Source organism: Chitinivorax sp. PXF-14, assembly GCF_040812015.1.
In the GTDB taxonomy this organism is placed as follows: Bacteria; Pseudomonadota; Gammaproteobacteria; order Burkholderiales; family SCOH01; genus JBFNXJ01.
In genome coordinates, this window is the sequence record NZ_JBFNXJ010000011.1 from 100,806 (window position 1) to 125,713 (window position 24,908).

A 24,908-nucleotide genomic window follows, 5' to 3' on the forward strand; every position below is an offset into this window, starting at 1 on the left:
CCTCATACCTGGGCCAATACCGGCGCCACCTGCGGGAAACGAAGCGTGAAGCGCGTGCCGCGCCCCAGCTCGCTCTGCACGGCAATGGCGCCACCGAACTGCTGTGTGATTATGTTATAGACAATGTTGAGCCCCAGCCCCGTCCCCCCTTGGCCGCGCCGCGTCGTGAAGAAGGGGTCGAAGATGCGCGACAGGTTGTCGGCGCCGATACCCTTGCCGTCATCCGAAAATTCGAGGCTGATCATGCTGTCGTGCAGCGCCACCTGGATCGAGATGGTGCCAGGCAGGTCCGGCTCGAATGCATGGGTCAGCGCGTTGATGGTCAGATTGGTCAGCACCTGGGCAAATGCGCCGGGGTAGCCATCCATCAGCACATTGTTCGGGCATGTCACCTCGATCTGGGCCTTGGTGTGCTTGATCTTCGGATGCAGGCTGGTGATCACCTCGTCGATGTATTCGTGCAGATCGAACTTACGGCGTACCTCGCTGGTCTGGTCCGCGGCAATCTGCTTGAAGCTCTGTATCAGATGGGCTGCACGCTCGGCATTGGCCATGATCAGCCTGGCGCTCTCATCGGCGGTATCGATATAGGCCGTGATTTCCGATTTGCGCACCGCCCCCTCGTCGAGTGAACGCCGGATGTGCTCGGTGGCCTCCTTGAGCACGGAGGCAGAGGTCAGCGATACGCCGACCGGCGTGTTGATCTCGTGCGCCACGCCGGCTACCAGCCCGCCCAGCGAGGCCAGCTTCTCCGACTGCAGCAGGGAATCCTGCGCGGCCTTCAGCTCGACATAGGCCTGTTCGGTCTTGCGCGAGGCCTCCCGCGCCTCATGCTCGGCCTGGCGGCGCCGTTCGATCACGCTCTTCAGCTTGCGCTGGATCTGGTTGAAGCCGCGCACGACATCGCCGAACTCGTCGCGCCGGTTGTCAGGCAGCTCCTCGACTTCCTCGCTGTCATGCTGCGCCAGGTCGAACAGCGCGTCGCGCAGTTGTTCGAGCGGATCAAAAGCCATGCGCAGGCTGAGGATCAGCGCCAATACCAGGCCCACGTCGACGACCAGCACCTCGGCCACCTTGCGCAACCACTCGGCGCGCAAGGCGGCATCGATGTCCTCGCGCGAGAAATAGACGACCACCCGCCCGACCTGCGTCGATTGCCCGGTGGCATCGCTGACCCCGCCGCCCTGGAAATAGAGGTCGGTCTCCACCTGCTGGCCCGATATCTTCACCGATGGCGGTACCGGCACCACCTTGCCGGCGTCGTCGCGCATCTTGCCGGTGAACAGGTTGACCGCGCTGTCGTAGACGCGGATGCCGCGCACCTCGGGCGCCAGCATCTCGGCCGCGATGATGCTGTTGACCTTGGCCTCGTCCAGATCCCACAACGCCGATGGCAGGCTGATCTGCAACCGCGTGATCAGGCCATGGCGCAACTGCTCGAAACGACGATCCAGATCGCGCGACAGCTGATAGTGCGAGTAGATGCCAGAGAGCCCAAGGATGACGCTGACGATAAGGATGAACAGCACGCTCAGGCGGGTGCGTATGGAGTGCATATTCACCCCGCCCGACTCATCACGCGATTGCGCTTCACCATGCGATGGCCTCCCGGTCGCGATAAAACTGCCCGCTCGGGCCATCCTCCGGCAGGGTGGCGAGCCACACGGTCGTCTCGATGCCCTGCGCAACGCTGCGCGGGGCGTTGCCCCCCCCCATCGCGGTGTTGACCCACCCCGGGCAGACCGAGTTGATCTTGATATTGCGATATGCCTCGAGCTCCGCGGCGAACACGCGGGTGACGGCATTCAACGCCGTTTTCGAGATGCGGTAGCCGGGCCAGCCTGTGCCAAAAGCGCCGTGCATGTCGGTGAGCGAGCCCATGCCGGATGCCACGTTCACGATGCGGCCATAGCCGTGCATCATCATCAACGGAATGAACGCCTGGCACAGCAGGAAGGGCCCGAGCGTATTGACGGTGAAGCTGCCGAGCAGGCTGTCGCAGCTGGCAAGCAGGGTCTTGCCGGCGTTTTCCTGCCCCAGCGTACGATTGCCGATCATCTGGCCGGCATTGTTGACCAATACGTCGAGCCGGCCGAACTCGTCCGACACCTCGTCCGCCAGGTGGCGGATGCTCGCCTCGTTCGCGACATCGAGCAGGCGAAAGCGGACATCGAGCCCCGCGGCTTGCAGCGGCTCCGCCGCGGCGCGCCCGGATGTGGCGTCACGCGCACTCAGCAATACCGTCATGCCCTGCTCCGCGAGCGCCCTCGCGGTTTCGAGGCCCATGCCACGATTGGCGCCGGTGACAAGCGCGATTCGCCTCACCATCCCCATCCTCTCCCCTGTTGGTATCCCGGCCCTGTGCCGCGTGTCACCAAAGCTTCATATCTAAATATTACGATATTGTGATTATCACTGCCCGCACAATAGTCATGTCGCTCGCGATGCTTGCGCCCACCCCCTGTCCCACACCGGCTGTCGACCACTGCAGCCTGCTGCACCACATCCTGCGCGAGCGCAAGCTCAATCCGGTGTTCCAGCCCATCGTGTCGCTCGCGGGTGGGTCGCTCTATGGCTACGAGGGGCTGATCCGCGGCCCTTCCGATTCATCGCTGCACGCAGCGCCGGCCTTATTCCAGGCGGCGCATCAATGCGGGCTGTTGCTGGAGATGGAGCAGGTCTGCCGGCAGACTACGCTCGAGCACTTTGCCGCACGCGCGGGCAAGTCCAACCAACTGTTTCTTAACGTTAGCCCAGAATGCCTGATCCAGCCTCAATTTCGACGTGACGAAACGCTGGAATTGCTCTCCAGCTGCGGGCTCAGCCCTGATCATATCGTGATCGAGATCACCGAGAACCAGTGCCATCTCGATTTCGGTCTGCTGCGCGAGGCGGTACGCCATTTCCGCGCCTTGGGCTTTCGCATCGCGCTCGACGATCTGGGCGAAGGCTCGTCCAGCCTACGGCTGTGGTCGGAACTGAAGCCGGACTTCGTCAAGATCGACAAGCACTTCATCCAGGGCATCCATACCGACCCGCTCAAGCAGCAATTCGTGCGCTCGATCCGCGACCTGGCCGTGGGGGTGGGCTGCAAGACTATCGCGGAGGGCGTCGAGACCGTCGCCGAGCTGCAGCTGGTCAGGTCGCTCGGCATCGACTTCGCCCAGGGCTATCTGCTCGGCCGGCCGCATCCGCAGCCGCGGCTGATCCTCCCTGCCGACATCGCCAGCCTGCTCGCGCACCGCCAGGCGACAGGCGCGCAGCCCCGGCGTCGCAGCCACGCCGGGGAGCTGCTGCAGCAGGTCGCGCCGGTGACGCCGGACACGAGCAACGAGACCGTGTTCCAGATGTTCTCGAACGACCCCGAGCTGTTCGCCATCCCGGTCACCGCGAAAGAGGTACCTATCGGCCTGCTGCGACGCCAGCACGTGCTGGAGACCTTTGCCCGGCGCTACAGCAGGGAGCTGCATGGCAAGAAGTCCTGCACCCAGCTGATGGATAGCACGCCCATCATCGTCGATCGCCAGGTCGAGCTGCAGGCGGTGTCGGAGCTGGTGGTTGCGGCCGGGCGCAAGCATCTGACCGATGGCTTCATCATCACCGCGGGCGGGTGCTACGCCGGCATGGGCAACGGCATCGACCTGATGCGCGCGATCACCGAGATCCAGATCTGCGCCGCCCGCTATGCCAACCCCTTGACCCTGCTGCCGGGCAATGTACCGATCAACGAGCAGATCGAATCATTGCTGGCGGCACGCATGCCTTTTTTTGCCTGTTATGTGGATCTGAACCATTTCAAGCCATTCAACGACATCTATGGCTATCGCAATGGCGACGAGATGATCCAGCTTCTGGGGCACTTACTGGTGGAGATGACCGAGCCCGAGCTGGATTTCGTTGGCCATATCGGCGGTGACGACTTCATGCTGCTGACGCAATCCCACGACACGGTGGAGCGCTGCGAAGCCCTGATCGCCCGCTTCGGCATGGCCATCCGCCCGCACTTCAACAGCGAGCACCTGGCGGCCGGTGGGTACGAGAGCGCCGATCGACGCGGGCAAAAGGTGTTCCATCCGCTGCCGAGCCTGGCCATTGGCATCATCCATGCCACGCCAGGGCAACACAGCTCGCATCACGAGATTGCCGCCGCGGCGACCGAGGCCAAGCGCCAGGCCAAGAAGCGCCCGGCAGGCAGCGTCTTTGTTGAACGCCGGGGGATGGCGCCTCGCCCGCTGCCGCAGTAGCTGGCCGCCTCAGCGGTGGGCCAGCCCCAGGTATTCAGCGGTCTGCATTTCCTGCAGGCGGCTGGCGGTGCGGAAGAATTCGCCCGACTGCACACCTTCGGTGTAAATCTCCTCGGCCGGCACGGCGGCCGACAGGATCAGTTTGACGCGGCTGTCATAGAACACGTCCACCAGCCAGGTGAAACGGCGTGCCTCGGAGGCTTGGGCCGCGCTGAGCCTCGGCACATCGGCGACGATCACAGTGGAATACTCACGTGCGATCTCCAGGTAGTCGGTCTGCGCGCGCGGGCCACCGCAGATCTGCTGGAAATCGAACCAGACCACGCCGGGCGTGTGGCGCACGCACTTGATCTTGCGGCCGTCGATGGTCAGCTCGGGCTTCAAGTCGGGCGCACTGGCCACTTCGTTGAAGGCAAAGGTCAGCTTGCCCTGGGTGGCATCGTCGATCGGCGTCAGATAGGTTTCTATCTTCTGCAGGCTGCGCAAGCGGTAATCGTTGCCGCCATCGACATTGACGATGGTCAGGTTGTCCTTGAGCAGCTTGATCGTCGGCAGGAAGTTCACCCGCTGCAGCCCATTCGGGTAGAGGCCGTCCGGCTCGTAATTGGAGGTCATCACGATCACCACGCCGAGCTCGAACAAGGCCGTCAGCAGGCGCCCGAGAATCATCGCATCGGCGATGTCGGATACATGGAATTCGTCGAAACAGAGCAGGCGGTATTTCTTGGCCAAGCGCTCGGCCACGATCTGCAACGGGTCGGGCTCGTTCTTCAAGGTCCGCAGCTCGGCATGCACCTGCTGCATGAAGTGGTGGAAATGCTGGCGTACCTTGCGCTTGTACGGCACGCAGGCATAGAACGAGTCCATCAGAAAGCTCTTGCCCCGCCCGACGCCACCCCAGAAATACAGCCCGCGCGGAATATCCGGCGTCGGCAACAGCTTGCCGAATGGCCGATGCCGCTTGCGCCTGAACTCCAGCAATTCCTCGTACAGCTTTTGCAAATGCTCGATGGCGTTGGCCTGAGCCGCATCGGCGATGAAACCCTCGCGCTGACTGGCCGCGGCATACCACTGCGCCGGGGACATATTGCCATCGGTATCAGGAGAAAATACGTGTTGCGACATGGAAGGGAATCAGTCAGCCTTGCAAAATGCGCGCAGACTGTCTTTAAGTAAGAAGAAGGAAGGCGCCAATTATAACGGGGAGACGCATGAATATCACGAATCTGGTCGATCTCAAGATCGTACTGATCGAGCCCTCGGGCGTGCAGCTGAAGGTACTGCTGGGCTATCTGGAAGGGCTCGGTATCACCCACATCATCCGCTTCGAGACAGGCCAGGCGGCACTTGCCGCCATGCGCAGCGACCCGCCGGACCTGGTGGTCAGCGCGCTCTACCTGCCCGACATGACCGGCACCGACGTGGTCTATGCGATGCGGGCCGACACGGTACTGCGCACCACAGCTTTCATCCTGATGTCGAGCGAAACGCAGCCGCGCTACCTCGACCCGATCCGCCAGGCCGGCACCATCGCGATCCTGCCCAAGCCCTTTTCCACGCAGCAGTTGCAAAACGCCCTACTGACGACGCTCGATTACCTCGATCCGCACCTGCTGCGGCTCGACACCGAGCACATCATGATCGAACACCTGCGCGTGCTACTCGTCGACGACAGCCTCACCGCTCGCGGCTACATCAAGCACATCCTGCAGCAACTGGGCATTCAACGTATCGACGAGGCAGGCAACGGGCGCGAGGCGATCAGCCTGATCGAGCATGAGTTCTACGATCTGGTCGTGACCGACTACAACATGCCCGAGATGGACGGGCAGGCGCTGACCGAATACATCCGCGGGCAAAGCGGGCAATCGTCAGTGCCCATTCTCATGGTCTCCAGCGAAAGCAATCAGCAGCGCCTGGCCGCAGTGGAACAGGCGGGGGTTTCGGCCATCTGCGACAAGCCCTTCGATCCGCGCATCGTGCGCGACCTCATCGCCAAGATGCTGGCGTCTGGCTGATCCCGCCAGACAACTCAGTCGACGAGCTGGATGCTGCCGTTGACGTTGACGACAATGCTGCCGCTACCGCCCTCCGCCACCGGGGCGGGCGCCGCCTCGGCCGCCGCCATGGCGAACATGCGCTTGGCGTAAACAGGCCGTGGTGGCGGGTTGCCATCGCCACCGACATTGAGGTTGACGACCTTGTACGCTTTTGCCTTCAGCGATTTACGCACGATCTCGGCGCGCTGCTCGAAGGCCTGCAGGGCATCGCCGATCAGCTCATTCTCGACGGCACGGCGTGTTTCCGGCGCCACGGAGAACTCCCACTGTCCAACCTGCAACACCGCCTGCAACTTGCCGATCAGCTCGGCACACTGCTTGAAGTCACGGCATTCGAGCTTGGCCTCGGTGCGGCCACGCCAGCCCGATGCACGGTTCTTGTTGTCGTAGACCGGGTAGGTCTGGTTGTCGCCCGACGAGAACTTGATCTTCGGATAGGCCGCAGCAATACGCTTGGCCTCGCCCATGGTCTTGTTCAGGTTGGCCGACAACCGCGGCGCATCAGTGTCGTTCTGCTCGGCGAACATCGACACTTCCATCAGGTCGTTCGGCACCTCACGGCGCGCATCGGCCTGCAGGTTGATCACTCTGTAGTTGAGCGCCTCGGCATGGGCCGTCACGGACAGCAGGCATGGAACAAGAACGGCAAACAGTTTACGCATCGGGCCTCCGGCAAAAATTAGTGGACGTCGTGTGGCGTTGGCGGCACATCCTCGTCGAGCGTATCCACCACCATGGTGTGCACCTCGATCTCGAACCATTCCCAGAAGGTCTTGAGGTTGCGCTCTCGCGGCCACAACGCTTGGTCACTGCACCAGGAACCAAGTTCCGCCTCGAAAATCTGTTCATGCATGTCGTCGATGTAGGACACGGCCTCTTCCGGCTCCTCGAACTCAGGGATCAACAACACAGTGCAATCCGCGCGCAAATTGTCGAGTGCCAGCTGCACATCGTTTTCAGGCAGCTTGTTGAGCCAATCCAGAAAGGCCTGCTTGGGCTTGATCACGACGACATTACGGTCAATCACGTACATAATTGGGGCCTCGCATCGGTGTTCGCTATCGTATGCCCAGCATAGCATGCGCAGAACCGCGCTCCTATTCGGTTACAATCCCGCCATGCATGATTTCCAGCGCCTGCTGCAGGCCTTGGCCACCCTGTGGCTGATTGTCTTCGCCAGCCACATTCAAGCCGCCGGCAACGCGCGCCAGGACGTTGCCAGCATCGAGCGCACCGCCGAACGCTTTGCACGCCAACAGCTCGAAGGCAGCGACGCACGACTGAGTATCACGCATCTCGACCCCAAGCTCTACCTGCCGCAATGCTCGCAACTCGAAGCCTTCCTGCCGTCAGGCGGCAAGCTGATCGGGCGCAGCTTCGTTGGCGTCCGCTGCAACGGCCCGACGGCCTGGAGCATCAACATTCCCATCCAGGTCAGCCTGTCGATGGACGTGGTGATCGCCGCACACCCCTTGCGCGCAGGCCAACTTATCGCCGCAGACGATCTCGGTAGCCGCAGACTCGATCAGGAAGGCATGCCCAGTGGCGTGCTGACGTCACCACAACAGGCCATCGGCCGCCAGCCTATCGTCGGCATCGCGGCCGGCCTGCCGCTACGGGCGGACATGCTGCGCGCCCCACTGGTCATCCAGGCAGGCCAGATCGTCAAGCTGCGCGTCAACGGCGAAGGCTTCCAAGTCAGCACCGAGGCGCGCGCACTGGGGCAGGCTGCCGTCGGCCAGAACGTCGCCGTGCGCACGGCATCGGGCCAGGTCGTGCAGGGGGTCGCCCAAGGGCCCGGCGAGGTGCTTGCAAGCCCGTGAGGCAAGGCGCTGACCAGCCCCGCTGGCCGCCTCGTTTTGCCTAGCCTGCTGCCTGGGCATAGCCTCTGCCACAAAACCCCGGACAGTAGCCAAAGGGCGCGCCGACCAGCCCTTGCAGCCCCCCAACGGTTTGGGCAAAATGAGCCTAAAGTTCTGCGCTGACGTGCCGATATGTCAGTCAGAGACAAACCGTTTGGCAAATCGTCAGCGACGAATGCCAGATTCTTGAAGTGGAGTACGATCTTGAAAGTCGATAACACAGGCAAGCCCATTCAGCCCACCGTCGGCAAAGCCGGCCAAGGCCGCTTGCCGGCCGCTGCCGACAGCAAGGCCTCGACCTCAGGGCAAGTCGACAAGACCGCTGATAGCGTCGAATTGACCTCGACCTCGCTACGCATGCAGGCTCTGGAAGGCTCGCTCGGCAGCCAGCCGGTGGTGGACTCCGCTCGCGTGGCCGAAATCCGCCAGGCCATTGCAGATGGCCGCTTCAAGATCAATCCGGATGCCATTGCCGACAAGCTTGTGGCCAGCGTGAAAGAGCTTCTGTCCGAACGCAAGGAATAAGCGCCCCGCATGGAACCCGCTGCCCGTCTCGCGGCGCTGCATGAAGAACATGCCAGCGTCGATGCCCTGATTGCCCTGCTCGAAGAAGAAAATATCTGCCTGGCGCAAGGTGATGCGACCCGGCTACCGGCACTGGCCGATCGCAAGGAAGCGCTGACCCAACACCTAGGCCGCCTGGCGCAGGCACGTGCAGCATGGCTGCCGGACGACACCAACGCTCAACGTGAGTTGCTGGAAGGCAGTGGCGCCCTGGCGAAGGCCTGGGAGTCTCTGAAGCAGGCCGCCAAGCGTGCAGCGGAACTCAACCAATTGAATGGCCAGATCATCAACCGTCGCCTGAACAACACCCGCGATGCGTTGGCAATCCTGCAGCAAGCAGGCGGCCAGAATCCCACCTACGGCCCCGATGGCCAGCCGCAAGGCGGCAGCGGCGGCAGGCCGCTTGGCTCGGCCTGAGCCAACACCTCATCCCGATTACTGAGCGGCAGGCGCCGTCGGGGTCAAATGAAATTCAGGTAGCTCGGTTACCTGTTCCTTGTTGTCGGCGAGGATATTGACCGTTACACGACGATTGCGCTGACGCCCCTCTTCCGTCTCATTGCCAGCGATAGGTTTGGTGTCCGCGCGGCCAATGACGGTGATTCTGTCCGGCGTCACGCCATTGGCAACAAACAAGCGCACGACGCTGCTCGCACGCGCACCGGACAGCTCCCAGTTCGAGGGAAATTGATAGGAGTTGATCGGTACCGTATCGGTGTGCCCCTCGACCAGAATCAGGTTGTCCACTGGCCCCAGCAGCCTGGCAACCTCGGTCAGTACCGCCATCGAGTTTGTCTGCAAATCCGCCTGGCCTGAGGCGAACAAGACACTCGCATTGATCTCGACCGCGATACCGCGCGGCGTCTCAGTGACCCGCACACGGCCCTCCTTGATCAAGGGGGCAAGCACCTTCTGCATATCGGTCGCGATATTGCGCATCTTCAACTCGACTGCGCGCTGCTTGGCGCTCGCAACCTTGGGCGGTGTTCCGGTGAGGATCGCCCCCTTTTGCACCATGGCTCCAGCACTGCCGCTGATGGAGCCAACCTGGGTCTGCATGCTGCTGGTGGACTGATTCCGAAAGGCGTTGATCAACGAATCGGACAAAACACGATACTTGCCTTCATTGACTTGCGAAATGGCGTACATCACGACAAAAAACGCAAACAGCAGGGTAATGAAGTCAGCGTAGGACACCAACCATCGCTCGTGGTTTTCGTGCTCTTCGTGCTTGCGTTTGCGTGCCATGCCAGCCACCTTTCAGGTAACGTCATCGGTGTGCAACGGCACCGGCACACCGTACAGATCATTCTTACTGGATGGAAATCCCGGTCTTCGAGAGCGGCAACTGACTGGCAGCGCTCGCACCGATCCCCTTGGCGAAACGGTCAGCCCAGTTCTCCTTGGGTGTGAAATCGACCAACTCTTCGGCCTTGATCACATCCCGGGCAACATAGTCGACACTGCCAAAGCCGTCGGCCAGCCCCATCTTGACGCCCTGCTCGCCATTCCAGATCAGGCCGGAGAAAGTGTCGGACGTCTCCTGCAGGCGCTTGCCACGCCCCAGTTTGACCGAGGCGATGAACTGCTGATGGATTTGCTCCAGCATCTGCTTGGCATAAGCCTGCTGGTCCGAGCTGAGCGGCGAGAACGGATCCAGGAAACCCTTGTTCTTGCCAGCGGTCAGCAGCCGGCGCTCGATGCCGAGCTTTTCCATGGTGCCGGTAAAGCCGAAGCCGTTCATCAGCACGCCGATGGAGCCAATCAAGCTGGCCCTGTCGACAAAAATCTTGTCCGTCGCGACTGCAGCGTAATAGCCACCCGATGCGCACATATCGTCGACCACCGTATAGATCGGGATATTTGGATATTTCGCACGCAGACGCCGGATTTCCTCATAGATCTGCCCCGCCTGCACCGCGCTGCCGCCGGGGCTGTTCACGCGCAGGATGACACCCTTGGTGCGCTTGTCCTTGAAGGCGTTGCGCAATCCCTCGTTCACGATATCGGCACTGGCACGCGTATTGGGGCCGATCTCGCCATTCAGCTCGACCACCGCGGTGTGGGAACCATGACCGATCACGTCGCTCATGCCGTCATCGGCCTTACCCCCGACCCATCCCATCGCGGCGGCAAACACCAGAAATACGAACCCAAAGCCGAGAAAGCGGAAGAAGACATTCCAGCCACGGGTCTTGCGCTGCTCCTTGAGCGACGCCATCACCAGCTTCTCCAGCACTTCGCGTTCCCAGTTATTACCTTCCGCCATGATCAATCCTGAGGGTTTATCAGATACACATGTCCGTCACGCTCGACGACATTCAGCTTGACAAGGGATCGCCCCTTGCACGGCCCGCCGAGGCAGACCCCGCTCTCGGGCGCATAGTACGCGCCGTGTGTTGCACAAACAAGATAAAGGCCGGAAAGGTCGAAGAAATCGCCCTCGTTCCAATCCAGCTCGACAGGGACGTGAGCGCATTCATTCACATAGGCATACACCTTGCCCTGATAGCGCACGGCAAATGCATTGCGCGTCAGACCATAGGTTTCGACTTGAAAGCGGATTCCCTTGCCGCCGTTTGGCAACAGGTCAGACGGGCAAATCAGGCGTTCAGGCTCAGCCATACATCAAGCTCCATAAACGTCGCGGCATGGCCGACCGGCTCGCAAGCCAGCAATTCATCGAGTGGGTGTGCACCGTAGCTCACGGCAAAGCCGTCCGCCCTGGCATTGCGGGCCAGCTGCAAATCGTGCGTGGTATCGCCGACCATCAGGGTGCGCTCCGGCGCCACGCCGGTATATCCCATGATCTGCTCCAGCATCTCGGGGTGGGGCTTGGAGAACGTCTCATCAGCACAGCGCGTGATGTCGAACACATCGCCGAGCCCCGTAACCTCCAGCACGCGATCCAGGCCACGCCGGCTCTTGCCCGTTGCCACGGCGAGCCAGAACCCGGCCTGGCGATATCGGTCGAGCGCCTCCGCCACGCCGTCGAACAAGGTAATACGGCCATCCTGCGCCAGGTAGTGGTGGCGATACGCGTCGACCACGCCGCGCAGATCTTCGGCGGTCAGCGAATTGTCGAGATACTGCATGGCTTCGGACAAACCCAGCCCGATCACATGTCGCGCCTGTTGCGCACTCGGCGCGGGCTTGCCAATCTCTTCAAACGCAAGCTGCAAGGCACTGACGATGGTGGCCGTCGAATCCATCAACGTACCATCCCAGTCAAAAACCAATAGATCATAGCGGGCGGGCATGGCTCACCTCAGGCCGACGGTTGATCCAGGCTGGCCAGAAAACTGGCAAGCTCGGGCGGCAGCGGCGCCTCCAACGACAACGGCTGGCCGGACAACGGATGCATGAACGATAAGCGCCAGGCATGCAGGAACATCCGCTTCAGCCCCTGGCGGGCCAACTGCTTGTTCAGCGTAAAATCACCATACTTGTCGTCACCGGCAATCGGGAAGCCAAGATGCGACAGGTGCACACGAATCTGATGTGTGCGGCCAGTCTTGAGTTCCGCTTCAAGCAAACTGAATTGCGGCAAACTGCGCTGCAAGTTGAATACTGTATGCGATGCCTGCCCCTCGGCGTTGACCGATACGCGGCGCTCGCCGTCGGCCGTCACATACTTGAGCAGCGGCAGCTTGACGCTCTGCCGTTGATTGCTCCAGCCGCCGCTGACCAGCGTCAGATAACGCTTATCGGTTCGATTTTCACGAATCGCCTCATGCAGGGCAATCAGCGCAGAACGCTTCTTGGCCAACAGCAACACACCGGAGGTCTCGCGATCAAGACGGTGCACGAGCTCGAGAAACTTGTACTCGGGGTGCTGGGCACGCAGCTGTTCGATCACGCCGCGGCTGATGCCACTCCCGCCATGCACGGCCATACCGGCCGGCTTGTCGATGGCAAGAATGGCGTCGTCTTCGTACAGGACGGAAAAGTTGACGCGCTGAAATGGCGTCGCCCGCTCTGCCGTCGGCTCGCTCGACAGGCGAATCGGGGGTACTCGTAGCAAGTCTCCAAGCTGCAGGCGATAGGTCTGGGCTACCCGTCCCTTGTTCACCCTGACTTCGCCGCCTCGGATGATGCGGTAGATATGGCTCTTGGGTACCCCCTTGAGCAGTCGGATCAGGTAGTTGTCCACCCGTTGCCCATCGCCCTCTTCCGCGATAGTCAACAGTGTGACGGAATCTTTGCGAATGTCAGTCATATTGCTTATACTGCGCTTGCTGTCAATGGATCGACAGCGGCGTCAAACACGCCTTTTCTTTAAAGTCCGAGCCGCGCGACATCACCAAAGATCGCGCAACAGCCGGGACGGATTGTGCCTCATATCGGCGTTCGGCATCAGCCGGCAGTGCCAGCCTGCTTGCCCCAAGTTTTTCTTCTTGCAGCAAGCTTCCGCGACGCATCGCGGGGCGGTACTCGAAGCCATGCCGAAAAATTCGATCAATGGCACAGACCGCACACACTGGTTAAGTCACTCACCCCAAAAGCAGTGATAGTACTTGATTTGCGCGCTTTAAGCACATGTGGATTTTCCGGCGCAGGCCAACCAGCCTGCGACGTTGACTGGCCAGTAGTTTTAATCTGATTCGGGATTTCAACCCAACCACGACAGCCCATTACCACCGACTGGAATTAGACAGCCGTCACAACGCTTACGCTCGTTCTTTGTTCTCGTGATGCGCAACGGCGCCACCGCGCCGCTCAAACAGTGCGCATCACCCGTTGCTTTGTCGGTCATGCTGTTTTCGTGGTTTGCCGTGCGTGACGCACCGCTTTCCCGCTGCCGTTCCACCTCGCCTGAAGCGCGCATGGATACTTAAAACAAAACCATGAAGCGCATGCTATTCAATGCAACCCAAGCTGAAGAGCTTCGGGTCGCCATCGTCGATGGGCAGAAGCTCATCGACTTCGATATCGAAACCGTTGGCAAGGAACAACGCAAGAGCAATATCTACAAGGGCGTGATCACGCGCATCGAGCCCAGCCTCGAAGCAGCCTTTGTCGACTATGGCACCGAGCGCCACGGTTTTCTCCCATTCAAGGAAGTTGCACGCTCCTATTTCCAGGGCGAATACGAAGGTCGCGCCCGTATCCAGGACGTTCTACGAGAAGGCATGGAAGTCATCGTCCAGGTTGAAAAGGACGAGCGCGGCAACAAGGGGGCAGCACTGACGACGTTCGTCAGCCTGGCCGGCCGTTACCTTGTGCTGATGCCCAACAATCCACGTGGCGGTGGCGTCTCGCGCCGCATCGAGGGCGAGGACCGCAACGAGCTGCGTGACCTGATGGCTCAGCTGGAAGTTCCTGGCGGCATGTCGATCATCGCACGTACCGCGGGCATCGGCCGCAACCTCGAAGAACTGCAGTGGGACCTCAACTACCTGCTGCAACTGTGGCGCGCGATTGAAGGCGCGGCAGGGGCACAGAGCGGCCCGTTCCTGATTTACCAGGAAGGCAGCCTGGTGATTCGCGCCATTCGCGACTACTACCAGCCCGACATCGGCGAAATCCTGATCGATACCGAGCTCATTCACGAGCAGGCACATCAGTTCATGAGTCACGTGATGCCCGGCAGTGTCAATCGCGTCAAGCTGTACCGCGACGACGTGCCGCTGTTCTCGCGCTTCCAGATCGAACACCAGATCGAAACCGCCTACTCGCGCGAAGTACCGCTGCCGTCCGGTGGTGCCATCGTGATCGACCACACCGAGGCCTTGGTGTCGATCGACGTCAACTCGGCGCGCGCCACCAAGGGCAGCGACATCGAAGAGACGGCAGTGCGCACCAACCTCGAGGCGGCCGATGAAATCGCACGCCAGCTGCGCCTGCGCGACCTCGGCGGCCTGATCGTGATCGATTTCATCGACATGGAAAGCAGCAAGAACCAGCGCGAAGTGGAAAGCCGCCTCAAGGACGCGCTGCGCCACGATCGCGCGCGCGTTCAGATCGGCAAGATTTCGCGCTTTGGCCTGCTAGAGCTGTCGCGCCAGCGCCTGCAGCCGAGCCTTGGCGAGACCAGCCACATTCCTTGCCCACGCTGCCACGGCACCGGTTTTATCCGCGGCACCGAGTCCTCGGCATTGCACATCCTGCGCATCATCCAGGAAGAGGCGATGAAGGAGAACAGCGCCGCCGTACATGCTCAGGTGCCCGTCGACGTTGCGACCTTCCTGCTCAACGAGAAGCGTGCGGAAATCTACGCGATCGAAGCCCGGTTGAAGGTTAACGTGGTGTTGATCCCCAACATCCACCTCGAAACACCGAATTACAGCATCATCAGGCTGCGTCACGACGACCTCAATCACGCAGAAGACATCCAGCCCTCCTACAAGATGATGGAGCAGCCGGCGGAAGAAGCTGGCTACAAACATGATCAGGAGAAGGCCAAACCCCGCCAGGAAGCAGCCGTCAAGGGCATCACACCGGCACAACCGGCCCCCGTTGCCACTGCGCAACCGGTACAGCCGAAGATCGAGAGCAAGCCGGGCCTGATCCAGCGCATTCTGGGCTGGTTCCGTGGCGAGCCGGAAGCCCCAGTGCAGGAGGAAGTCAAACCCCAACCGGCCAAGGCACTGCAACAGCAGCAACGTCGTGAACGTCGCAATGACCGTCAGGATAAGGGTGAACGTCAGGAACGTGGCGAGCGTCAAGATCGTGGAGAACGCCAAGAGCGCCGCGAGCGCCCCGAAGGTGAACGCCAGTCCGAGCGCCGCGGTTCCAGCAAGCCGCGCATCGAAGAAGACCAGCAAAACCAGCGCCAACGTCAGCAAGAGCGTCGTGAACGTCCCGAAGGTGAGCGCAAGGAGCAACAGGCAGACAAGCCGCAATCGCAGCAGCGCCAACCTCGTCCTCCGCGCCAGCCGCAGGCTCCCAAGCCGGTAGCAGAGAATCAACCGGAAATGGCGGTCGATACTCAATCGGCGGCGGCCGTTCAGGATGAAGGTGGCGAAGGCCGCAGCCGTCGCCGTCGTGGCCGCCGCGATCGTCGCGACGACACCCGTCCGGAAAGTGCTGGTCAAGCCCAGCAGCCGACTGACCCGGGCATGGCGGTAGAGCAGACTGAATCCACTCCAACAGCCAACAGTCCTACTACCACCGTATCGGCCGGTGCCGAGGCAATCGCTGCCGCACCTCGCGCCGTTGAAGCGGTCGAAGCGCGTGCAACTGATGTGGAAGCCCAGCCAGTAGCACAGCCGGCCCAGGAGCGTAGCACTCCCGCCGTGACAGAAGCAGAAGCCCCTCGTCGGGAGCCGCGTAAGGTAGAGGCGCCAGCAGCAAAACCGGCAATTGAAGTGGCAGCCCCGGAAGAAGTCGGCCTGGTTCAAGTGGCAACGCGCGTCGAAGTCGCTCAGACTGAGTCGACAGCGGAAGCACCTGCAGCAGCGCCGCAGCAGCGCCGCCGTCGCGCCCGTCGCGAACAGGTAAGCGCAGAAGCGGTTGAGCTGGTGCAGATCGAGACGGCCTCAGACGCGGCGGCAGCATCGGTCCCCGCGGAGGAGGCCCCGCATCGCCCGACACGCCAACACCGTGCAGCACCGGCAGCAAGCAGCAACGAGCCGCTGGTACAAATCGAGACGCATCAAGGCGATCAAGCTTGATCCATGATTGAGTGGTCAATGCTGCAGCAATGAAAAAGGGGGGCGTAAGCCCCTCTTTTTTTGCTTCTACTCTTGGATATCCAGCCTATTACCCCAAGTCACCTGGGTATTTTCCGTAGCATTCGACTACCGCCAGCCAACGGCGATGCGCAACGACACCATCTCGATTGAAGTGGGCCTACACTGCCCCTTCTTTCAGCAGCAGCTCGATTTCTTGTGCCGTCATCGGTTGACCGAACAGAAACCCCTGGCCGACAGTACAGCCGCGGGCGAGCAGGAAGTCGCACTGGGCTTGGGTTTCAATCCCCTCCCCCAGCACCTCGAGGTTCAGGCCATGGGCCATGGCAATGATGGCGCTGACCAGGGCCGCGTCGTTTGGATCGGAATCAATATCGCGCACAAAGGAGCGGTCGATCTTGATCACATCGAGCGGGTAGGTTTTCAGGTAGCTCAGGCTGGAATAGCCCGTCCCGAAATCATCCATCGATATCCGCACCCCCACGGCCTTCAGCCGGCCCAACGTGTGGCAGGTGTCCTCCGGCTTGATGATGGCCGTGCTCTCGGTAATTTCCAGGTCCAACAATGCAGGATCAAGCCCGGTCTCCTCCAGAATACCCATGATGGTCCGGTCGACATGCTTCAGATGAAACTGCCGTGCGGACAAATTCACGGCCATGGAAGCCGGGGCCAGGCCGGATGCCTGCCAGGCAGCCATCTGCGTGCAGGCGGTGCGCAACACCCACTCGCCGATCGGGACGATCAGGCCGGTTTCTTCCGCCAAGGGGATGAAATCGTTGGGCGGCACCAGGCCCAGCACAGGAGAAGACCATCGGACCAAGGCCTCGAGGCCGACAATCTGCCTCGTCGCCAAGGCAATCTGGGGTTGGTAGTACAACACGAATTCATCGCGTTCTATCGCACCACGTAAACGCTGCTCGAGCATCAGGCGCTCCATCGCCCGGGCATTCATGTCGCTGCGATAGAACTGGTAGGCGTCACGCCCGATCTCCTTGGCTCGGTATAACGCCACATCGGCATTGCGGATCAGTACGTCGATATCGTCAGCATCGTTCGGGTACAAGGCAATGCCGATGCTGACTGAAACGAACAGGTTGTGGCCATCGATCTCCATCGGCAGCCGCACAGCCTGGTGCAGCTTCTCCGCCACATTGACCAGATAATCCTCATGCGGCACCTCGGGTACGATCAGGGCAAACTCATCGCCCCCCAGGCGTGCCAGTGTGTCACCCCGGCGCAACACCTGCTGCATCCGATGCGACACCGTTTCCAGCAGCCTGTCCCCTACCGCGTGACCGAGGGTGTCGTTGACCATCTTGAATCGGTCCAGGTCCATGTACAGCAGGCCAAACGGCACCTGCTCACGCACCGAGCTTGCCGCAAGCAACTCAAGGCGATCACGGAACAAGCGTCGGTTGGGCAGTTGGGTCAAGGCATCGTAGAAAGCGAGATGGCGGATCGTGCTCTCCGCATATTTGCGTTCGCTGATGTCCTCCGCGACGATCACATGGTGGGTGATCCTGCCCAGCTTGTCGCGTACAGGCGCGACGGTCTGCAGGCACCAGTAAAGGTCCCCGCTGCGCCGCCGGTAATTGAGCTCCCCATGCCATTCGCGCCCGCCCATCATGTCCCTGAACATATGGGCGAAGGTTTCATGGGAACTGGACTCGGTATCGAGTACGGACAGGTTCTGGCCAACGACGTCGTCGGCCTCGAAACCACTGGTCGTACAGAAGCGCGGATTGACGTACTCGATCAACCCCGTGGAATCGACGATGATGACCATATTGCCACTCTGCTCAACCGCCAGGGACAGCTTGCGCACCTGCTCCGATGCCTTGCGCATGGGTGACAGGTCAATCAGCGCACCGAGCAATTTGTCATAGCGCGCGCCACCGGATGCCATATTCCAATTCAGCGCCACGTTGAGCTCACGGCCATCGAGCGTGCGATAGGTCGTTTCGTTATACGACGACCGGCAGCCGCGCAGCAGGTTGATGCCGATCCGCGCGAAACCGCGCAAGGCATCATCGGTCAGGATGTCCCTAACGTGAGAGAGCAGCGCCTCCTTACTCGGCGCACCAAACATGTCCAACGTCGTCTGATTGACGTTGGTCACGCGAATGCGCCGCCAGAATTCGTAGGCGTACTGCATTTCGGACATCAGCTTGTGCTCGAACTGGTCGCCAAGCTCACTGGCAAGCTGTTCGAGATAGGCCATGGCGGCTGACAGGTCTTCTTCCCACAGAGAAACCGGCGCGCTGTCGAACAAGCCCCGATAGAGCCGCTCACTATTCTTGAGCGCATCCTCCATCTGCTTGAGGCCGCTGATGTCGACCGCAAACAGGATGCCCTCGCCGTTGGGCAGCATCGCACCACCGGCCAGCGCTTCGACCTGGCGCCCATCACGATGCTTCAACGTAATTTCCAGCGGTTTGGAATGGCCGCTGCGGTAGATATCCTCCATAAGCCGGACCGCGCCGGTTTGATCGACCGACAGGATACCTTTCCAGTGGAGAGTCCCCGCGGCCACCTGGGCAGCGTCAAGATCGCTCAGGGCAAGGAAGGTATCGTTGGCCTGGGTAATAAATCCCGACGGAGCAACAAATGCCACGCTCAGCATATTCGAATCGAACAGCTGACGTAGGCGCGCACTGCTGATTTCCAGCTCCCTCTGGACCTCAAGCTTTTCGGTGACGTCATTTGCGATCACCAGGCGCGCTTGCAGCTTGCCATACTCAACGGCGTGGGATGTGACCGCAACCATGATCTGGCGCCCATCGCGGCTATAGGTTTCCCACACGCCGGCATCGTACGCGCTTGCATGTTCGGACGACTGCAGTTGGGCCATCATCGGCAGCATGTGTGCTGCGATCGGCACATCGATGGATGTCGACTCGATATCTTCAGGCTGGTAACCATAAGTGCGCAGCATCGACCGGTTGGCAGCGAGAATCCGGTTGGAGCCCCGTTCGTACACACACATCATCTGTGGGTTGTCGTCGAACAACGCCCGGTAATAGGCGGCAGACTTGCGCAGGTCCTCTTCGTGCTCGATGCGAGCGGACACGTCGCTCACCCAGACCAGAGTGCGATTCTTCAGCGAAGCCGGCAGGCGCCTCGCAACCAGTTCCGCATGGAAAACACGAGCATTGCTTCTTTTAGCCTTGAACTGGCGAGCGGCTGCGGCCCCTCCCAGGGCAATCGAACCATCCAGGTATACGCTGACCTCGTCCTGGCAATCCGACTCCACCATGCCGATAAAACGCTGACCAACGGCATCGGCGGTTTTGAAATACCCGAACATCGATAGAAATGCCGGGTTGGCCATGGAAATCACGCCCTCTTCGAGAACCGCAATAGCGCTCGAAGAAAACTCGAAAACCGCGCGCAATTGGGTATCCCGCTCTTCCAATACGCGCCGCGTCTGGTTGAGGCGGAAAGAGAGGTAGAGCAGCATGCAGCCAGATACCACAAAGCCAGCCGCCGCCGAGAGTACGTTCGGTAGCGGTGCGATGGGTTGCCCACCATCCTCCCGTAACAAGACATCGAAGGAAAAATACAGCCAGCCAGTGACGGAGATGAAGAATGACAGCACGAGCAGGCTAAATATCCAATGTGCAGAAGGGTGCTCGTCCTTGGCGTGTAGAATCAACGTGACCTCGTCATCTAGATGGTACGACACCTAAACCTGCCGCTGACAGCTCAGCCACACGTCAGAGACAAAAATGGCCGGCGAATCGCCGGCCATAAAGCAAAGAAACTACGCCTCGCCCGGATTACTGCAGCTTAGCAGCTACCCAGGACTGCACCGAGGCCAAAGCCTCGGCCAGCTTGCCGGGGTCGGTCCCCCCGGCCTGTGCCATATCTGGCCGCCCACCGCCCTTGCCACCAACTTGCTGAGCGACAAAATTAACCAGCTCACCCGCCTTGACCTTGGCGGTCGCATTGGCGGTTACCCCGGCAACCAGACTCACCTTTCCGTCCGCAACGGATGCCAGCACCACCGCGGCACTGCCGAGCTTGCCCTTCAGCTTATCCAAGGTTTCGCGCAGAGAGGTGCTGTCCGCGCCCTCCAGCTCGGCCGCCAGCACCTTCACGCCGGTAATTTCTACCGCCGACTCCAGCAGCTCATCACCCTGGCTTGCGGCCAGCTTGGCCTTCAAGCGATTCAGTTCTTTTTCCAGCACCTTGCAGCTATCCTGAATCTGGACGATCTTGCCGATCACTTCGCCAGATTGCGCCTTGAGCAGACCGGCAGCCTCTTTGAGCAAGGCCTCCTGTGCCTGCACATAGGCAAGCGCGCCCTCTCCGGTAACGGCCTCGATACGGCGAACGCCGGCGGCCACACCACCTTCAGCCACGATCTTGAAGAAGCCGATATCGCCGGTACGGTGGACATGTGTGCCACCACAGAGCTCGGTGGAGAACTGGCCCATTTTCAAGACACGGACTTCATCGCCGTATTTCTCGCCAAACAACGCCATGGCGCCGGCGCGGATGGCATCGTCGTATGGCATGACGCTTGCGGTTACCTCATAGTTCGCGGCTGCGACATGGTTTACCACCTGCTCGATTCTGGAAATTTCCTCAGCCGTAACGGGTTGCGGGTGAGCAAAGTCGAAACGCGTGCGCTCATGGTTCACCAACGAGCCCTTTTGCGAAACGTGCTTGCCCAACACCTCGCGCAACGCCGCATGCAGCAAGTGGGTAGCCGAATGGTTACGCGCAGTCGCCTGGCGTTTGTGCAAATCGATGGTGGCCTGAACGCGGTCACCAACCTTGAGCACACCACGACTCACACACCCCATGTGGCCAAATACTGCGGCCTTGAGCTTTTGTGTGTCGCTTACATCGAACAGCGCGTCCAGGCCGCCGTTAGCGGAAATCTCCCCGGCATCGCCAACCTGACCGCCACCTTCGGCGTAAAAGGCTGTGTTGTCCAGAACAACCACACCCTCGTCACCCGCATGCAACGACGAAACCGCCTCGTTACCCTTGTACAGTGCCAGCACCTTTGCGTCGACGCTGGCGCGAAGGTAGCCCTCGAAACACGTCTCGGCGCCATCGTAGTCGACGGCTCCCGTCATCTTGAAGGTAGACGCCGCTCGGGCCCGCTCTCGCTGGGCCTCCATCTCACGCTCGAACTCAGCCATGTCGACGGCCACTTGTCGCTCACGACAAATATCGTTGGTCAGATCGACAGGGAAGCCGAAGGTATCATAGAGCTTGAATGCCACCTCACCGGGCAACTCAGCCTGACCATCGGCCAGCGCGGCTTCCAGCAAGGCCATGCCGTTATCGAGCGTTTTGGCAAACTGCTCCTCTTCGGCCTTCAGGGCTGCCATCACGCGCCCCTGGTTCTCCTTGAGTTCTGGGTAGGCATCACCCATCAGCTCAGTCAGCGTCGGGACCAGCTTGTGGAAGAACAGGCCTTTTTGTCCAAGCTTGTATCCGTGCCGGATGGCCCTGCGAATGATTCGGCGCAGCACGTAGCCGCGGCCGTCGTTTGCAGGCAATACCCCATCAGCGATCAGGAAAGAGCAGGCACGAATATGGTCCGCAATCACCTTGAGGGAAGGACTATTCCGATCCGCCGCGCCAGTTGCAGACTGCGCCGCATCGATCAAGGTCTGGAACAGGTCGATTTCGTAATTGGAATGAACATGCTGCAATACCGCCGAAATTCGCTCCAACCCCATACCCGTATCAACAGAAGGCTTTGGCAGCGGATGCAGCGTACCGCTTTCGTCGCGGTTGAACTGCATGAAGACGTTATTCCAGATCTCGATATAACGATCCCCATCCTCCTCGGGGGAGCCGGGCGGCCCACCCCAGATGTCGGCGCCGTGATCGTAGAAAATCTCGGTACATGGGCCACACGGGCCGGTGTCGCCCATGGTCCAGAAATTGTCGGACGCATATGGCGCGCCCTTGTTGTCGCCGATGCGAATCATGCGCTCAGCAGGGATGCCGACTTCCTTGTGCCAAATATCGTAGGCTTCGTCATCGGTCGCGTAGACGGTCACCCATAGCTTCTCTTTCGGAAGGTTGAGCCATTCGGGAGATGTCAGGAACTCCCAGGCATACTTGATGGCGTCATGCTTGAAATAGTCACCGAAGCTGAAATTGCCCAGCATTTCGAAAAATGTGTGATGCCGGGCCGTATAGCCAACGTTTTCCAGGTCATTGTGCTTACCGCCGGCGCGCACACATTTCTGGGAGGTAGCCGCCCGGGAATAGGCGCGCTTATCAAACCCCAGGAAGACATCCTTGAACTGATTCATCCCTGCGTTGGTGAAAAGCAGCGTCGGGTCATTGCCCGGCACCAAGCTACTGGATGCGACCACCTGGTGGCCTTTTGAGGCGAAAAAGTCGAGGAACTTCTGGCGAATATCGGCGGCTATCATTCGGTAAACCTTGATCTATTCCTAAAATGCTTATTGAACGCTTGATGTCGTCAATGCCTCGTCTGCCGTATCGGGTACAACGGTTGCGGCGCCGTACTCGAAAGCGACTACTTTCGAGTCATTCAGCCCACACCGCACACTAAGCGGCTGCCATGCGCCAGATTTACTCCGGCGCTTGGCGAGTACATTGAAACTGACGACGGATGCCACCACACGCGGCTTGGCATCGCTGAATTTCTTCCCCCATGGCTCAACGATCGCGCCCAGATAGCTTGGCTGCCGGTGTTGAAGTGGATCTCGCAGATCGAGCTGCTGAAAATTGAGGCTCTTGGCGACAATTTCCTCCGCTGCCACAAGGCACTGCGCCACACCGGGCTGGATACCGTCAAGCCTGCCATAGGCTTCGACACGCTGTGGCAAGGTAGCAGCGCATGTTACCTCAGCACAGGACAAAAAGGCTAAAACCGAAACAAATCGCCATCGAATCAATCGCAATCCCCCACACTTCTCAGCACACGGCGAATCAACTCATAGTCAAACCCACGGGACAGCAAAAATCTGATTTGGCGGACCCGCTCTTTTTCATCCACGGCCTTTCGGCCAAATTTTTTCTGCCACAGCGCATGTGCCGTGTCGAAATCACCCGATGCCACTGCAGCTAATTCCTCGGAAATCAACTCAGGCGGGGCACCTTTTTGTTTCAGTTCCTGCTGAATGCGGCGGCTCCCCATCCTGCCGGCCCGACTACGTATCAATTGCTCGGCAAAACGCTCATCTGACAGCCAGTTACTGGATGTCAATTCGTCGAGTAATGCCCCCACCGCCGCTCGGTCGTTACTCACACCCAACAGCTTCTGCTCAAGCTCGAGTCGGGAGTGCTCCCGTCTGGCAAGCAGACGCAAAGCACGCTCCCGCAATGCTTTGGCCAGGCTATCAGAAGGCAGGCTCATCCTCGGTATCGCCAGATTCCTGGTAGTTGGCGGCTGCCACGTTAATACCCGCTGCGTCACGCACCTTCGCCTCGATTTCACGGGCAATCGCGGAGTTTTCCTTCAGGTATTCGCGCGAGTTATCCTTGCCCTGGCCAATTTTCTGGCCATTGTAGGAATACCATGCACCCGACTTCTCGACGATCTTGTGCTGGACACCCAGCTCGATGATCTCTCCTTCCCGCGAAATCCCTTCACCGTAGAGAATGTCGAACAACGCCTCTTTGAACGGCGGGGACACCTTGTTCTTGACGACCTTGACGCGCGTTTCGTTGCCAACGACCTCTTCGCCCTTCTTGATCCCGCCGATGCGGCGAATATCCAGGCGGACCGATGCGTAGAATTTCAGCGCATTCCCGCCAGTCGTGGTCTCAGGGTTGCCGAACATAACGCCGATTTTCATGCGAATCTGGTTGATGAAGATCACCAGCGTATTGGTTCGCTTGATATTGCCGGTCAGCTTGCGCAAGGCCTGGGACATCAAGCGTGCTTGCAAGCCGACATGGCTGTCGCCCATCTCGCCCTCGATTTCAGCCTTGGGCGTCAGCGCGGCCACCGAGTCGACAACGATGATGTCCACACCGCCGGAACGAACCAGCATGTCTGCAATTTCAAGCGCCTGCTCACCAGTGTCGGGTTGGGAAATCAGCATTTCCGGCACGTTGACACCAAGCTTGGTGGCATAGGCCGGATCCAGCGCATTTTCCGCATCGATATAGGCCGCGATACCCCCGAGCTTTTGAACCTCGGCAACGACTTGCAGGCAAAGCGTGGTCTTACCGCTCGACTCTGGGCCATAGATTTCGACGATCCGCCCGCGTGGCAAACCGCCGACCCCGAGCGCCAGATCAAGTCCAAGCGACCCAGTGGAAACAACCTGCAGGCCGTTTTCAATCTGGTTCTCGCCCATCTTCATGATGGAGCCTTTGCCGAACTGCTTCTCGATTTGCGCTAATGCGGCAGCCAGCGCTTTGCTTTTGTTTTCATTCATTTAGATCGTCCCTTGATCCAGATAAGCGATCGATTATCGCACAATTAGCCGAGCACCCTTCTCGGCGCCAATACCTGAATATTAATACAGCAAGCGGAATTCACAAATAGAATTTGTTGTGATGGTTGCCTGGAGGCAGGATCGACCTCACAAG

At 60.1% G+C, this 24,908-nt stretch carries 21 protein-coding genes; 6 read left to right on the top strand and 15 right to left on the bottom strand.

Annotated features, from left to right (window positions below; translation table 11 throughout):
• Positions 1 to 2: 2 nt before the first annotated feature.
• Both ABWL39_RS14130 and ABWL39_RS14135 read right to left on the bottom strand, forming a co-directional pair.
• Positions 3 to 1,556, bottom strand: a complete 1,554-nt coding sequence (locus tag ABWL39_RS14130; RefSeq protein ID WP_367792343.1) for a sensor histidine kinase — start codon at positions 1,554 to 1,556, stop codon at positions 3 to 5.
• 34 nt (positions 1,557 to 1,590) lie between these two features.
• On the bottom strand, positions 1,591 to 2,328 hold the full coding sequence (locus ABWL39_RS14135; RefSeq protein WP_367792346.1) for an SDR family oxidoreductase: 738 nt from the start codon (positions 2,326 to 2,328) through the stop codon (positions 1,591 to 1,593).
• A 104-nt stretch (positions 2,329 to 2,432) separates the two neighbouring features.
• Here ABWL39_RS14135 and ABWL39_RS14140 point away from each other — a divergent pair, with 104 nt between their 5' ends.
• Complete coding sequence (locus ABWL39_RS14140) at positions 2,433 to 4,244, top strand: GGDEF domain-containing protein (protein WP_367792349.1); 1,812 nt, start codon at positions 2,433 to 2,435, stop codon at positions 4,242 to 4,244.
• A gap of 9 nt (positions 4,245 to 4,253) precedes the next feature.
• On the opposite strand, the gene zapE is transcribed toward ABWL39_RS14140, so the two are convergent.
• Complete coding sequence (gene zapE / locus ABWL39_RS14145; protein ID WP_367792352.1) at positions 4,254 to 5,369, bottom strand: cell division protein ZapE; 1,116 nt, start codon at positions 5,367 to 5,369, stop codon at positions 4,254 to 4,256.
• Positions 5,370 to 5,455: 86 nt separating this feature from the next.
• Here zapE and ABWL39_RS14150 point away from each other — a divergent pair, with 86 nt between their 5' ends.
• Positions 5,456 to 6,262, top strand: a complete 807-nt coding sequence (locus tag ABWL39_RS14150) for a response regulator (protein WP_367792355.1) — start codon at positions 5,456 to 5,458, stop codon at positions 6,260 to 6,262.
• A 14-nt stretch (positions 6,263 to 6,276) separates the two neighbouring features.
• Here ABWL39_RS14150 and ABWL39_RS14155 read toward each other — a convergent pair whose 3' ends face one another.
• Both ABWL39_RS14155 and ABWL39_RS14160 read right to left on the bottom strand, forming a co-directional pair.
• The gene (locus tag ABWL39_RS14155; protein WP_367792358.1) at positions 6,277 to 6,966 is read right to left on the bottom strand and encodes an SIMPL domain-containing protein; all 690 of its coding nucleotides are present in this window, start codon (positions 6,964 to 6,966) and stop codon (positions 6,277 to 6,279) included.
• A gap of 17 nt (positions 6,967 to 6,983) precedes the next feature.
• Positions 6,984 to 7,337, bottom strand: coding sequence for a hypothetical protein (locus ABWL39_RS14160; protein WP_367792362.1), 354 nt, complete (start codon positions 7,335 to 7,337; stop codon positions 6,984 to 6,986).
• A gap of 85 nt (positions 7,338 to 7,422) precedes the next feature.
• Between ABWL39_RS14160 and flgA the strand changes: the two genes are divergently transcribed.
• The 3 genes from flgA (at position 7,423) to ABWL39_RS14175 (ending at position 9,147) form a co-directional block, all read left to right on the top strand.
• Entirely contained in the window at positions 7,423 to 8,127 is a 705-nt protein-coding gene (flgA, locus tag ABWL39_RS14165) for a flagellar basal body P-ring formation chaperone FlgA (RefSeq protein WP_367792365.1), read from the top strand.
• A 243-nt stretch (positions 8,128 to 8,370) separates the two neighbouring features.
• A complete protein-coding gene (gene flgM, locus ABWL39_RS14170; protein ID WP_367792368.1) occupies positions 8,371 to 8,691 on the top strand; it encodes a flagellar biosynthesis anti-sigma factor FlgM in 321 nt (106 codons plus the stop codon).
• Between the two features lie 9 nt (positions 8,692 to 8,700).
• Positions 8,701 to 9,147, top strand: coding sequence for a flagella synthesis protein FlgN (locus ABWL39_RS14175; RefSeq protein WP_367792371.1), 447 nt, complete (start codon positions 8,701 to 8,703; stop codon positions 9,145 to 9,147).
• Between the two features lie 18 nt (positions 9,148 to 9,165).
• Here ABWL39_RS14175 and motD read toward each other — a convergent pair whose 3' ends face one another.
• The 5 genes from motD to ABWL39_RS14200 form a co-directional block, all read right to left on the bottom strand.
• Positions 9,166 to 9,978, bottom strand: coding sequence for a flagellar motor protein MotD (gene motD, locus ABWL39_RS14180; RefSeq protein WP_367792374.1), 813 nt, complete (start codon positions 9,976 to 9,978; stop codon positions 9,166 to 9,168).
• 64 nt (positions 9,979 to 10,042) lie between these two features.
• Positions 10,043 to 10,999, bottom strand: coding sequence for a S49 family peptidase (locus ABWL39_RS14185; RefSeq protein WP_367792377.1), 957 nt, complete (start codon positions 10,997 to 10,999; stop codon positions 10,043 to 10,045).
• 2 nt (positions 11,000 to 11,001) lie between these two features.
• A complete protein-coding gene (locus tag ABWL39_RS14190) occupies positions 11,002 to 11,355 on the bottom strand; it encodes a Rieske (2Fe-2S) protein (protein WP_367792380.1) in 354 nt (117 codons plus the stop codon).
• Complete coding sequence (locus ABWL39_RS14195; RefSeq protein ID WP_367792383.1) at positions 11,334 to 11,990, bottom strand: HAD-IA family hydrolase; 657 nt, start codon at positions 11,988 to 11,990, stop codon at positions 11,334 to 11,336. Before ABWL39_RS14195 ends, ABWL39_RS14190 begins: the two co-directional genes overlap by 22 nt.
• 8 nt (positions 11,991 to 11,998) lie before the next feature.
• On the bottom strand, positions 11,999 to 12,949 hold the full coding sequence (locus tag ABWL39_RS14200) for an RluA family pseudouridine synthase (protein ID WP_367792386.1): 951 nt from the start codon (positions 12,947 to 12,949) through the stop codon (positions 11,999 to 12,001).
• A 628-nt stretch (positions 12,950 to 13,577) separates the two neighbouring features.
• On the opposite strand from ABWL39_RS14200, the gene ABWL39_RS14205 reads away from it, so the two are divergent.
• Entirely contained in the window at positions 13,578 to 16,346 is a 2,769-nt protein-coding gene (locus ABWL39_RS14205) for an Rne/Rng family ribonuclease (RefSeq protein WP_367792389.1), read from the top strand.
• Positions 16,347 to 16,524: 178 nt separating this feature from the next.
• Here ABWL39_RS14205 and ABWL39_RS14210 read toward each other — a convergent pair whose 3' ends face one another.
• The 5 genes from ABWL39_RS14210 to recA all read right to left on the bottom strand — a co-directional run bounded on the left by ABWL39_RS14210 (position 16,525) and on the right by recA (position 24,754).
• Positions 16,525 to 20,019, bottom strand: a complete 3,495-nt coding sequence (locus tag ABWL39_RS14210; RefSeq protein WP_367792392.1) for an EAL domain-containing protein — start codon at positions 20,017 to 20,019, stop codon at positions 16,525 to 16,527.
• Between the two features lie 124 nt (positions 20,020 to 20,143).
• Complete coding sequence (gene alaS / locus ABWL39_RS14215) at positions 20,144 to 22,774, bottom strand: alanine--tRNA ligase (protein WP_367792394.1); 2,631 nt, start codon at positions 22,772 to 22,774, stop codon at positions 20,144 to 20,146.
• Positions 22,775 to 22,804: 30 nt separating this feature from the next.
• A complete protein-coding gene (locus tag ABWL39_RS14220) occupies positions 22,805 to 23,194 on the bottom strand; it encodes a hypothetical protein (protein WP_367792396.1) in 390 nt (129 codons plus the stop codon).
• A gap of 65 nt (positions 23,195 to 23,259) precedes the next feature.
• Positions 23,260 to 23,724, bottom strand: coding sequence for a recombination regulator RecX (recX, locus tag ABWL39_RS14225; RefSeq protein ID WP_367792398.1), 465 nt, complete (start codon positions 23,722 to 23,724; stop codon positions 23,260 to 23,262).
• On the bottom strand, positions 23,708 to 24,754 hold the full coding sequence (gene recA, locus ABWL39_RS14230) for a recombinase RecA (protein WP_367792400.1): 1,047 nt from the start codon (positions 24,752 to 24,754) through the stop codon (positions 23,708 to 23,710). Before recA ends, recX begins: the two co-directional genes overlap by 17 nt.
• Positions 24,755 to 24,908 lie beyond the last annotated feature (154 nt).

Coding starts and splice junctions, on each gene's coding strand:
- ABWL39_RS14130 (WP_367792343.1), bottom strand. CDS start 1,556: ATGCACTCCATACGCACCCGCCTGAGCGTGCTGTTCATCCTTATCGTC.
- ABWL39_RS14135 (WP_367792346.1), bottom strand. CDS start 2,328: ATGGTGAGGCGAATCGCGCTTGTCACCGGCGCCAATCGTGGCATGGGC.
- ABWL39_RS14140 (WP_367792349.1), top strand. CDS start 2,433: ATGTCGCTCGCGATGCTTGCGCCCACCCCCTGTCCCACACCGGCTGTC.
- zapE (WP_367792352.1), bottom strand. CDS start 5,369: ATGTCGCAACACGTATTTTCTCCTGATACCGATGGCAATATGTCCCCG.
- ABWL39_RS14150 (WP_367792355.1), top strand. CDS start 5,456: ATGAATATCACGAATCTGGTCGATCTCAAGATCGTACTGATCGAGCCC.
- ABWL39_RS14155 (WP_367792358.1), bottom strand. CDS start 6,966: ATGCGTAAACTGTTTGCCGTTCTTGTTCCATGCCTGCTGTCCGTGACG.
- ABWL39_RS14160 (WP_367792362.1), bottom strand. CDS start 7,337: ATGTACGTGATTGACCGTAATGTCGTCGTGATCAAGCCCAAGCAGGCC.
- flgA (WP_367792365.1), top strand. CDS start 7,423: ATGCATGATTTCCAGCGCCTGCTGCAGGCCTTGGCCACCCTGTGGCTG.
- ABWL39_RS14175 (WP_367792371.1), top strand. CDS start 8,701: ATGGAACCCGCTGCCCGTCTCGCGGCGCTGCATGAAGAACATGCCAGC.
- motD (WP_367792374.1), bottom strand. CDS start 9,978: ATGGCACGCAAACGCAAGCACGAAGAGCACGAAAACCACGAGCGATGG.
- ABWL39_RS14185 (WP_367792377.1), bottom strand. CDS start 10,999: ATGGCGGAAGGTAATAACTGGGAACGCGAAGTGCTGGAGAAGCTGGTG.
- ABWL39_RS14190 (WP_367792380.1), bottom strand. CDS start 11,355: ATGGCTGAGCCTGAACGCCTGATTTGCCCGTCTGACCTGTTGCCAAAC.
- ABWL39_RS14195 (WP_367792383.1), bottom strand. CDS start 11,990: ATGCCCGCCCGCTATGATCTATTGGTTTTTGACTGGGATGGTACGTTG.
- ABWL39_RS14200 (WP_367792386.1), bottom strand. CDS start 12,949: ATGACTGACATTCGCAAAGATTCCGTCACACTGTTGACTATCGCGGAA.
- ABWL39_RS14205 (WP_367792389.1), top strand. CDS start 13,578: ATGAAGCGCATGCTATTCAATGCAACCCAAGCTGAAGAGCTTCGGGTC.
- alaS (WP_367792394.1), bottom strand. CDS start 22,774: ATGATAGCCGCCGATATTCGCCAGAAGTTCCTCGACTTTTTCGCCTCA.
- recX (WP_367792398.1), bottom strand. CDS start 23,724: ATGAGCCTGCCTTCTGATAGCCTGGCCAAAGCATTGCGGGAGCGTGCT.
- recA (WP_367792400.1), bottom strand. CDS start 24,754: ATGAATGAAAACAAAAGCAAAGCGCTGGCTGCCGCATTAGCGCAAATC.